The sequence below is a fragment of the Dermacoccus sp. NHGro5 genome (assembly GCF_017565385.1).
GTDB lineage: Bacteria > Actinomycetota > Actinomycetes > Actinomycetales > Dermatophilaceae > Dermacoccus > Dermacoccus nishinomiyaensis.
On the sequence record NZ_JAGEKQ010000042.1, the window covers coordinates 1 to 11,025 of the forward strand.

General features: G+C 69.1%; 8 protein-coding genes and 2 tRNA genes. All 10 read left to right on the top strand.

The features are described from left to right. Positions 1 to 199 precede the first annotated feature (199 nt). The 10 genes from orn to ettA all read left to right on the top strand — a co-directional run bounded on the left by orn (position 200) and on the right by ettA (position 11,013). Positions 200 to 829, top strand: coding sequence for an oligoribonuclease (gene orn, locus J4Z35_RS13450; RefSeq protein ID WP_074041093.1), 630 nt, complete (start codon positions 200 to 202; stop codon positions 827 to 829). A gap of 88 nt (positions 830 to 917) precedes the next feature. Then, positions 918 to 993 (top strand) — tRNA-His (locus J4Z35_RS13455). Positions 994 to 1,052: 59 nt separating this feature from the next. Continuing rightward, positions 1,053 to 1,126: transfer RNA gene (locus J4Z35_RS13460), tRNA-Arg, on the top strand. Between the two features lie 276 nt (positions 1,127 to 1,402). Beyond that, complete coding sequence (gene efeU / locus J4Z35_RS13465) at positions 1,403 to 2,272, top strand: iron uptake transporter permease EfeU (RefSeq protein WP_131940775.1); 870 nt, start codon at positions 1,403 to 1,405, stop codon at positions 2,270 to 2,272. Continuing rightward, entirely contained in the window at positions 2,269 to 3,447 is a 1,179-nt protein-coding gene (gene efeO, locus J4Z35_RS13470; protein WP_131940777.1) for an iron uptake system protein EfeO, read from the top strand. The genes efeU and efeO overlap by 4 nt, the downstream gene beginning before the upstream one ends. Before the next feature lie 109 nt (positions 3,448 to 3,556). Beyond that, complete coding sequence (gene efeB, locus J4Z35_RS13475; protein WP_186318467.1) at positions 3,557 to 4,828, top strand: iron uptake transporter deferrochelatase/peroxidase subunit; 1,272 nt, start codon at positions 3,557 to 3,559, stop codon at positions 4,826 to 4,828. Positions 4,829 to 5,016: 188 nt separating this feature from the next. Continuing rightward, entirely contained in the window at positions 5,017 to 6,732 is a 1,716-nt protein-coding gene (locus J4Z35_RS13480; protein ID WP_006945985.1) for a dynamin family protein, read from the top strand. Next, a complete protein-coding gene (locus J4Z35_RS13485) occupies positions 6,729 to 8,402 on the top strand; it encodes a GTPase (RefSeq protein ID WP_006945916.1) in 1,674 nt (557 codons plus the stop codon). Before J4Z35_RS13480 ends, J4Z35_RS13485 begins: the two co-directional genes overlap by 4 nt. 306 nt (positions 8,403 to 8,708) lie before the next feature. Beyond that, entirely contained in the window at positions 8,709 to 9,215 is a 507-nt protein-coding gene (ssb, locus tag J4Z35_RS13490; protein ID WP_006945968.1) for a single-stranded DNA-binding protein, read from the top strand. A 115-nt stretch (positions 9,216 to 9,330) separates the two neighbouring features. Next, on the top strand, positions 9,331 to 11,013 hold the full coding sequence (gene ettA, locus J4Z35_RS13495) for an energy-dependent translational throttle protein EttA (protein ID WP_006945958.1): 1,683 nt from the start codon (positions 9,331 to 9,333) through the stop codon (positions 11,011 to 11,013). Positions 11,014 to 11,025 lie beyond the last annotated feature (12 nt).

An 11,025-nucleotide genomic window follows, 5' to 3' on the forward strand; every position in this document is an offset into this window, starting at 1 on the left:
ATGATGAGGCGGGCCAGGCGTAGGCGGGCGCGGACTGTGAGCGCGGCGTTCGAGTGGGTAGCGTGGGCCATGAAGACCTCCCGGTGCGTGGTGTGGGACCTAGACAGCTCCACTGCACAGCGAGAGGTCTTCGCTTGTCACCCGTTCAGATCAACGAGTCGCAATGACTCGACCAACGTGCCTGGTCATCACAGCTAGGATGTTCGCCGTGACTGACAACGACCGCGCCCACACCGACCGCATCGTCTGGATCGACTGCGAGATGACGGGCCTCGAACTGGAGAACGACGCCCTCATCGAAGTAGCCGCGCTCGTCACCGACTTCGAGCTGAACCAGCTGGGCGACGGCGTCGACGTCGTCATCAAGCCCGAGCCGGCAGCCCTCGAGCAGATGGGTGACTTCGTGCGCGACATGCACACCAGGTCCGGGCTGCTCCGCGAGCTTGATGAAGGGGTCAGCATGGAGGAAGCGCAGGCGCTCGTGCTCGAGTACGTCATGCAGCATGCGCCCGAGGCCGGGAAGGCGCCGCTCGGTGGCAACACGGTCTCGACCGACCGCGGCTTCCTCGAGCGCGACATGCCGCAGCTCGCGGGGCACCTGCACTACCGCACGATCGACGTGTCGTCGATCAAGGAACTTTCGCGGCGTTGGTACCCCCGCGCCTACTTCAACGCGCCCGCCAAGCACGGCGGCCACCGCGCCCTCGCCGACATCCGCGAGTCGATCGCGGAGCTGCGTTACTACCGCGAGGCCGTCTTCGTGCCCGCTCCCGGCCCGACGTCGAACGAGGCGCAGGTCATCGCCAAGCGCTACGAGGTTGGCCCCTGACGCCGGACGCGCCCCTGATTGGGCGCGGCGGCCCTATTTCGGGTATATTCGTCCGCGCTGCCTGACACGGTGACGTGGACGGCGCATGGTGGGTATAGCTCAGCAGGTAGAGCACCTGGTTGTGGTCCAGGATGTCGCGGGTTCAAGTCCCGTTACTCACCCCAAGCAAGTGGCCCCCAGAGCGATCTGGGGGTTTTCTTGTTTACCCGCTCTCGGCGGGTGAGTCCCTGTAGCTCAGCTGGATAGAGCAAGAGCCTTCTAATCTCTAGGTCGCGAGTTCGAATCTCGCCGGGGGCACCGAAGCGGCTCGACCGCGGCGTGCGTTGCGCTGCTGTGCTCAGGTGACGCTGCATCGCCGCGCGCGGATGCCAGGCCCATGACTCGCTCATGACGCCCCTGCTCCGCGTGCTGAGCCGCCCGCCTCCGCCACATCGGGGTCGTGGGCCCCGCATCACCTCCTCGCGACGCGAATCACGTCACATCACCATGCCCTCATACCACCCCAATGCACTCTCAGGCTCCTCCATGCTTTAGGTTTGCCTTACCTAAACGTTTGGCTGTGAGGAGTGCGTGGTGTTCGGCAACTATCTGGTCGGGCTTCGAGAGGGGCTGGAGGCGTCGCTCGTCGTCGTCATCCTCGTGGCCTACCTGGTGAAGTCGGGTCGGCGCCACCTGCTCGGGCGCATCTGGCTCGGCGTCGCCGCCGCCATCGCGATCTCCCTCGCCTTCGGCGCCGCCCTCACGTACGGCCCCCGCGGCCTGACGTTCGAGGCCCAGGAGGCGATCGGTGGCACGCTGTCCATCGTCGCCGTCGGCTTCGTCACCTGGATGATCTTCTGGATGGCACGCTCCGCCCGCAGCCTGTCGGGCGATCTGAAGAGCCACGTCGACCGCGCCGCGGACGCCTCGCGCGCCTCCCTCGTCGTCGTGGCGATGCTCGCCGTCGGCCGTGAGGGCCTCGAGACCGCCCTGTTCCTGTGGGCAGCCACGCAGGCTGCGAGCTCGGGGGAGGGCTCGTCGAGCGCGCCGCTCATCGGCGCCGGGCTCGGCCTGTTGACGGCCGTCGTCATCGCCTGCCTCCTCTACCGCGGTGCGCTGTCGCTCAACCTGTCGAAGTTCTTCACCTGGACCGGCGGCTTCCTCATCTTCGTCGCGGCCGGCGTCCTCGCGTACGGCGTGCACGACCTGCAGGAGAGCGGTGTGCTGCCGGGCCTCAACTCCCTCGCGTTCGACGTCAGCGCACAGATCCCGCCGTCGTCGTGGATCGGCACGCTGCTCAAGGGGACGTTCAACTTCTCACCGGCGACGACGTGGTTCGAGCTCGCCGTCTGGGTTGCCTACATCGCGATCGTCCTGCCGATGTTCATCGTGCGCGTGCGCGCACCCCACCCCCCGAAGGCCTCGGGCTCCGCCGTGGCCACGAAGCAGAAGGCAACAGCATGATTCTCCCCACCCGCACCGCACGGGCATTCGCGTTCACCAGCATCGCCGGCTTGGCGCTCACCGGGTGCACGAGCAACTCGAAGGATTCCAAGGGCGACGGCAAGCTGACGGTCTCCTCCACGGCGAGCGAGTGCAAGGTCTCGGCCTCGGAGGCGCCCTCGGGCACCCTGTCGTTCAGCGTCAAGAACGACGGCGACAAGGTCACCGAGTTCTACCTGCTCGGTTCGGACCGCCTCCGCATCGTCGGCGAGGTCGAGAACATCGCACCGGGCCTGACGCGTGAACTCGTCGTCAAGGCCGCGCCGGGCACGTACTACACGGCCTGCAAGCCGGGCATGGTCGGCAAGGGCATCCAGTCGAAGTTCACCGTCACCGACTCGGGCGCCGACCTCACACCGACGGGGGCCGACAAGGCGCTCGTCGACGAGGCCGACAAGCAGTACCAGGCCTACGTCAAGGATCAGGCGACGCAGCTGAGCGCGCAGACGACGACGTTCGTCAACCTCTACAAGAGCGGCAAGGACGCCGAGGCGCGCGCCCTGTACGCGAAGGCGCGCCTGCACTGGGAGCGCGTCGAGCCCGTCGCCGAGTCGTTCGGTGACCTCGACCCCAAGATGGACCTGCGCGAGGCCGACCTCGAGAAGGGCCAGGAGTGGACCGGCTGGCACCGGATCGAGAAGGATCTGTGGCCGCCGAAGTCGGGCTACACCGCGATGAGCAAGACCGAGCGCAACAAGATCGCCGACCAGCTCCTCAGCGATACCAAGACGTTCGAGACGCGCACCAAGACGACGACGTTCACCGCCGACAAGATCGCCAACGGCGCGAAGTCCCTCATGGACGAGGTCGCCACGGGCAAGGTCACCGGCGAGGAGGAGATCTGGTCGCACACCGACCTCTACGACTTCCAGGGAAACGTCGACGGCGCACGCATCGCGTGGGAGAACCTGCGTCCGCTGCTCAAGAAGAAGGACGCGAAGCTCGACACGTCGATCGCGACGAAGTTCGCGGCGCTGCAGAAGCTGCTCGACAAGCACCGCGTCTCCGGTTCCGGGGACGACGCCGTCTTCGAGAGCTACGACAAGCTGTCGAAGGCCGAGGTCAAGGAACTCTCCGACGCGGTCAACGCGCTCAGCGAACCGCTGTCGAAGCTGACGGCGACCGTCACGTCCTGACACCGGCGTCGAGGCGCCCTACCCTGGGTGGGGCGCTTCGACGGTGGTTGTCACGACGATCGCAGCGACCGGATCCGCGTCAGGGCGGATCGACACGACGTGCAGAAGGATGGGTGAAGTGACGCAGCTGTCGCGCCGCGGGATGTTCGGTGTCGCAGGAGGCGGCGCAGCCGCAGGGCTGGCCGGATTCGCCGGGGGGTGGGGTGCCTCTCAGGCTTCCGCGAACCCGGCTCCCGACGCCTCGGCGCGCACCTACCCGTTCTTCGGCGCCCACCAGAGCGGCATCGTCACCCCGGCACAGGACCGGCTCTACTTCGCCGCGTTCGACGTCACCGCGAGCACCCGAGACGACCTCGAGACGCTCCTACGCGCCTGGAGTTCCGCCGCCGAACGCATGATGCGCGGGCTGCCGGCGTCGGACGAGGTGACGTCCTACGACGCCCCCCCGGCCGACACGGGTGAGGCCGACGGGCTCGGCGCGGCCGGCCTGACGATCACGTTCGGTTTCGGCCCCACCTTGTTCCGCACGAGCGACGGCAAGGATCGTTTCGGCCTGGCGAAGAAGCAGCCGAAGGAACTGCGCGAGCTGCCGCACTTCCCGGCCGACAAGCTCGACCCGCATCGAAGCGGCGGTGACCTCTGCGTCCAGGCCTGCGCCGACGACCCGCAGATCGCCGTCCACGCCATCCGCAACCTCACCCGCATCGCCTTCGGCCTCGCCGCGCTGCGCTGGGCGCAGCTCGGCTTCGGGCGCACCAGCTCGACGTCGACGGCGCAGGCGACGCCGCGCAACCTGTTCGGGTTCAAGGACGGCACGGCCAACATCAAGGCCGAGTCGCAGGACGTCGTCGACGAGCACGTGTGGGTCTCGAAGGGCGACGACGCCGCAGCCGACTGGATGGCCGGCGGCTCGTATCTCGTGGCGCGCCGCATCACGATGCACCTCGAGACGTGGGATCGCACCAGCCTGCGCGAGCAGGAGACCCTCATCGGCCGCGACCGCGTCGAAGGAGCGCCGTTGTCGGGCGGCAAGGAGTTCGACGAACCGCGCTTCGACGTCACCGGCCGCGAGAACAAGCCCCTCATCGCCAAGAACTCGCACGTCTTCCTCGCCCACCCGAAGAACAACAAGGGCGTCCAGATGCTGCGGCGCGGCTACAACTTCACCGACGGCAACGATGCGCTCGGTCGCCTCGACGCGGGTCTGTTCTTCCTCGCGTACGTGCGCCGCCCGTCGACGCAGTACATCCCGATGCAGATGCGCATGTCCCGCGAGGATGCCCTCATGGAATACCTGCAGCACACCGGATCCGGGCTGTTCGCCATTCCGCCGGGCGCGCGCGACGGTTCCTACGTCGGGCAGACGCTGCTCGAGGGCTGACGGCGCGGCGACGCTCGAAGCGCTACGACGCTCAAAGGCGACGACGCTCGGAGGTGTAGGAGCGCGCGGGATGGCGACGTGGTCGGCAGGGCATCAGGCGTCGATGCCACAGCGCCGTCATGGCATCCGGGAACGGTCGATGCGCCGAGCGAGTTGAGCCGCACGCGCGCACCGGCAAGACTGACAGGGTGAACGAACCCTTCAACGCCGCCCGGCTGCACGCAGCAGTCGGTGAGCTGCGCGCCGCCGTCGCGGCCAACGTCCTCCCGTTCGAGACGGCTGACGCGGCGGTCGCTCGGCGCTCGCAGCACGAGCTCGTCGCGCAACTCGACGACTACGTCATGCCCCGCCTCGAATCGCTCGACGCGCCGCTGCTCGCCGTCATCGGTGGATCGACGGGTGCGGGCAAGTCGACGCTCGTCAACTCGATCGTGCGCGAGCAGGTGACGCGCTCGGGTGTCCTGCGCCCGACGACGCGCGCGTCGGTTCTCATCCACCACCCGAGCGACACGCACTGGTTCATCGACGAGCGGGTGCTGCCCGGCCTGTCACGCCTGACCGGCAGTGCGACGCAGGGTGACGACCCGTCGTCGCTGCGGCTCGTCGCGTCGGCGTCCGTGCCGCGCGGGCTGGCGCTGCTCGACGCTCCCGACATCGACTCCGTCGTCTCCGCGAACCGCGACCTGGCCCGACAGCTGCTGTCGGCCGCCGACCTGTGGCTGTTCGTCACGACCGCGGTGCGCTACGCCGACGCGGTGCCGTGGGAGATGCTCGAGCAGGCCACGGAGCGCGGGACGTCCGTCGCCGTCGTCCTCGACCGGGTGCCGCGCGAGGCGATCGACGAGGTGCAGGCCGACCTCGCGCGCATGCTCGCCGCGCAGGGGCTGGGCCGTGCGCCGGTGTTCGCGGTCGCCGAATCGCCGCTCGACGACTTCGGCATGCTGCCGCAGGCCGAAGTCGCGCGCATCACCGAGTGGCTCAACTCGCTCGCGAGTGACGCGATGTCGCGGCAGGCCGTCATCCGCCGCACCCTCGACGGCGCCCTCGACTCGCTGGCGCCGCGCGCACGGGCGAGCGTCGCGGCGGCGCGGGCCCAGGAGGACGCCCACGCCCGGCTGAGTGACGTGGCCCACGAGGCCTATCGCGAGCACCTGCAGGAGGTGGCCGAAGGTCTTGAGGACGGCACGCTGCTGCGCGGCGAGGTGCTCGCGCGGTGGCAGGAGTTCGTCGGCACGGGTGAGCTGTTCAAGCAGTTCGAGGCCGGCGTCAGCCGCCTGCGCGACCGCGTCTCCGCTCTGTTCACCGCGCGGACGGAGAAGGCCGCACCCGCGAGGGATCTGGGGGAGGCGCTGCAGTCCGGGGTGGCGCAGCTGGTCACCTCACACGCTGAATCGGCAGCTCTCGACGCCGGCCGCGGTTGGCGCCTCGACGACGCGGGCAAACCGCTCGTGGCGCGTCACCCCGAGCTGACCTCAGCCAGTCCGCAGGTGGCCGACCACATCGAGCGGCTCGTGCGCGACTGGCAGGGCGACGTGCTCGAGCTCGTCCGCTCCGAAGCCGGTGAGAAGCGCTCGACGGCGCGTTTTCTCGCGTTCGGCGTCAACGGCATCGCCGTGCTGCTCATGATCGTGACGTTCGCCTCGACCGGCGGCCTGACGGGCGCTGAGGTCGGCATCTCCGCCGGCTCGTCCGTGCTCGCGCAGCGCCTGCTCGAGGCGATCTTCGGCGACCAGGCCGTCCGCTCGCTCGCCAAGGCGGCCCGCGGTCTGCTCATCGAGCGCGTCGAGGCGCTCTTCGCCGCCGAGGAACGTCGCTACCACGCTGCGCTCGGTGAGGTGGCTTTGCCGAAGCAGGCGGCGGCTCGCATCGAGACGGCGCTCACCCACGTCGAGGAGGCGCGATGAGCTGGAAGCCGTTCGGACGCGAGCGGCGCGAACGCGCCGAGGTCGTCGCCCCCATCACGCGCGAGGAGGTCGACGGCCGCGCCGCTGCGCTGCAACGCGCGCTGACGCTCGGTGGGCCCGCCTTGCCCGCGGACGATGTCGCCGTCGCCCGCAAGCTGCTGGCGCGTGTCGCCGAGCGCTCACGGATCGGCGGTGACCACACCGTCGTCGCGCTCGCCGGGGCGACCGGCTCCGGCAAGTCGAGCCTGTTCAACGCGCTCGTCGGTGAGCCCGTCTCGCGGGTGGGCGCGCGCCGCCCGACGACGTCACGGGCCGCCGCGGCGGTCTGGGGTAAGAGCGTTCCGAGCGAGTTGCTCGACTGGCTCGACGTGCCTTCACGCCATCAGGTGCAGGCCGCGATGCCACGTCATGCCGAGCTCGACGGCCTCGTCCTGCTCGACCTTCCCGACTTCGACTCCCGTGTGCGTGAGCACCGTGCGGAGGCCGATCGCGTGCTCGAGCTGTGCGATCTGTTCGTGTGGGTCACCGACCCGCAGAAGTACGCCGACGCGGTGCTTCACGAGCAGTACGTCCGCCAGCTCGCGGTCGCGAAGGCGACGTCGATCGTCGTGCTCAACCAGGCCGATCGGTTGACGCCGGAGGGGGCCGACAGCTGCCTCGCCGACCTGAGTCGCCTCCTCGTCGAGGACGGGCTGACGGACGCGCTCGTGCTGCCCACCTCGACGGTCGTCGACGGCGGTGTGACGACCCTCGTGGACGCTCTCGCGGACGTCGTGCAGGCCAAGAATGCCGCCGATCGGCGCCTCGCGGGCGATCTGCGGCATCAGGCCCAGCGGCTCAGCTCGCACGTCGGAGCGGTGCGCGAGCATCGCACGAGTGGGACGAACGCCGAGCTCGTCTCCGCCCTCGCGCAGTCGGCCGGTGTGGGGGTGGTGCTCGACGCCGTCGAGCGCGACTACCGCACAGAGGCGGCACGGCGCACCGGATGGCCGTTCACGCGATGGTCGCAGAAGCTCAAGGCGCGGCCGCTCGCGCGGCTCGGGCTCGACAAGCAGGTGTCCGACGGTATGAGCCGCGGTGATCGGCGCGTCGTGCTCGGCAAGTCGTCGCTGCCTCCCGCGACGCCGGCCGCGCGCGCTGCGGTCGACCTCGCGACGAGGCGTCTCGGGGAGAAGGCTGCGGACGGACTGCCGGACCCCTGGGCAGACGAGGTGCGCAGCGCCGCGACGGGGCGTGACGGCGCCATGGCCGACGCGCTCGACCAGGCCGTGCTGCGCACGCCGTTGCGCGGACGCTTCCCGGGTTGGTGGGCCGCGGCGTCGGCGCTGCAGTGGGCCTTCGCCGGTGTCGCGCTGGCCGGGGCCGCGTGGTTGATCGTGCTCGCGTTGCTCGGCACGATGCAGATCCACGTGGGCGTCCCGACGATGGCGGGTGATTGGCTGCCCATCCCGCTCGTCATGCTCGCCGGCGGGTTGCTCGCGGGGTTGTTGCTCACGGTCCTCACGCGGACCCTCGCTCGGACGGGAGCCCGACGCGCACGTCAGGATGCGCAGGAGCGCCTCGACGAGGCCATCGCGCAGGTGGCGTCGGAGCGCATCATCGCGCCCGTCGAGGCGGTCGTGAGGCGCCACGACGACACGGCACGGGCGCTCGCGGAGGCGTCTGCCTGAGCCGCGGGCGATGGTTGCGGTGCTGGTGGGTGGGGGCTCTGCGGACGGTACGGCCGTGGGTCAGGCGCGGGGGTGACGTGGTTCGGCTCCGGGCTGGGGATGGTGACGCTGCGTCGCGGCCGTCCCCAGGGGAGCCGTGCCAGCTGTGAATCTGCCCTCCCAGGCAGCGCACGGGAGGGCCTATCCACAGCATCGGTGACGGTGGGACGCGCGGGGCGGACGAACCTGCCTAGCGTCGGGATCACGACCGGCCGAGGTGGCCGGCGCGATGCCTGACGCGGCCGCGGCCGCAGTGGAGGAACCACCATGAACGAGGTAGCGATCGACATCAGCGGCACCGTCGTCACCGACCCGGTGCTGCGCCAGACGAAGACAGGGGATGCGTTCCTCACGTTCCGGATGGCGGTCAACGAACGCCGCTGGAACGCGCAGGAGAACACGTGGAGCGACGGTGCGTCGCAGTTCTTCAGCGTGACGGCGTTCCGCACGCTCGCGGGCAACGCTTATCACTCGCTCGCGAAGGGTCAGCACGTCATGGTCTCGGGTCGGCTGCGGCTCAGTCAGTACGTCGCGCAGGACGGCTCGCAGCGCATGAGCGTGCAGATCGACGCGCACGACATCGGCGCCTCCCACAAGTTCGGGCAGACGTCGTTCACGAAGTGCTCCGACCCCGTCATCCCGAGCTCCGACCGCCTCGCCGACGACATCGTCACGGAGGTGACGCGCACGGTGGAGAACGAGCAGTTCGGCCGCAGCGAACCCGCGTCCGACGAGGAAGCCACCGAGGGGCGCCGCGCGCTCGTCGACGCCTGAGACGGCGAGGCCGGCCGGGCGGTGAGCACGTCACCGCCCGGCCGGGCGGACGTCGGGCCCCGCACGCGCCGCGGAAAGTCGCGTCGAACGGCTTGCAACCGATAGCCTCGGGCGCATGGCTGAGTTCATCTACACCATGACCAAGGCGCGCAAGGCCGTTGGCGACAAGGTGATCCTCGACGACGTGTCGATGTCGTTCTACCCCGGCGCCAAGATCGGCGTCGTCGGACCCAACGGCGCCGGCAAGTCCACCATCCTCAAGATCATGGCGGGGCTCGACCAGCCCAGCAACGGCGAGGCACGCCTGTCCCCGGGCTACAGCGTCGGCATCCTGCTGCAGGAGCCACCGCTCAACGAGGAGAAGGACGTGCGCGGCAACGTCGAGGAAGGCCTCGGCCAGATCAAGGTCGACCTCGACCGGTTCAACGAGATCTCCGCCGAGATGGGCGAACCCGACGCCGACTTCGACGCCCTCATGGAGGAGATGGGCAAGCTCCAGGAGAAGATCGACGCGGCCGATGCGTGGGACATCGACTCCCAGCTCGAGCAGGCCATGGACGCCCTGCGCTGCCCGCCCGGTGACGCCGATGTCTCCGTCCTCTCCGGTGGTGAGAAGCGCCGCGTCGCGTTGTGCAAGCTGCTGCTGCAGAAGCCCGACCTGCTCCTGCTCGACGAGCCCACCAACCACCTCGACGCCGAATCCGTCCTCTGGCTCGAACAGCACCTTGCGAGCTACCCGGGCGCTGTCCTCGCCGTCACCCACGACAGGTACTTCCTCGACAACATCGCCGGCTGGATCTGCGAGGTCGACCGCGGTCGTCTCTACCCGTACGAAGGCAACTACTCGACGTACCTCGAGAAGAAGCAGGAGCGCCTCACCGTCCAGGGCAAGAAGGACGCGAAGCTTGCCAAGCGCCTCAAGGAAGAACTCGAGTGGGTCCGCTCCAACGCCAAGGCCCGCCAGACGAAGTCGAAGGCACGCCTCGCGCGCTACGAGGAGATGGCCGCCGAAGCCGAGCGCACCCGCAAGCTCGACTTCGAGGAGATCCAGATCCCGCCGGGCCCGCGCCTCGGCGCGCAGGTCATCGAGGTCAACGACCTGAAGAAGGGCTTCGGCGACCGCGTCCTCATCGACGGGCTGTCGTTCACGCTGCCGCGCAACGGCATCGTCGGCGTCATCGGCCCCAACGGCGTCGGCAAGACGACCCTGTTCAAGACGATCGTCGGCTTCGAAGAGCCAGACGCCGGCACCGTGAAGATCGGTGAGACGGTCAACATCAGCTACGTCGACCAGAACCGCGCCGGCATCGACCCCGAATCGACTCTGTTCGAGGTCGTCTCCGAAGGAAACGACCACATCCAGGTCGGCCAGGTCGAGATCCCCGCACGCGCCTACGTCTCGCAGTTCGGGTTCAAGGGCCCCGACCAGCAGAAGAAGGCCGGCGTCCTGTCCGGCGGTGAACGCAACCGCCTCAACCTCGCCCTCACCCTGAAGCAGGGCGGCAACCTGCTGCTGCTCGACGAACCGACCAACGACCTCGACGTCGAAACCCTCGGATCCCTCGAGAACGCGCTGCTCAGCTTCCCCGGCTGCGCTGTCGTCATCAGCCACGACCGCTGGTTCCTCGACCGCGTCGCGACGCACATCCTCGCCTACGAAGGCACCGACGAGAACCCCGCCGCGTGGTACTGGTTCGAAGGAAACTTCGACGCCTACGAGAAGAACAAGATCGAACGCCTCGGCGCCGAAGCAGCACGCCCCCACCGCGTCACACACCGCCGGCTCACCCGCGACTGAGGATCAAGCGCG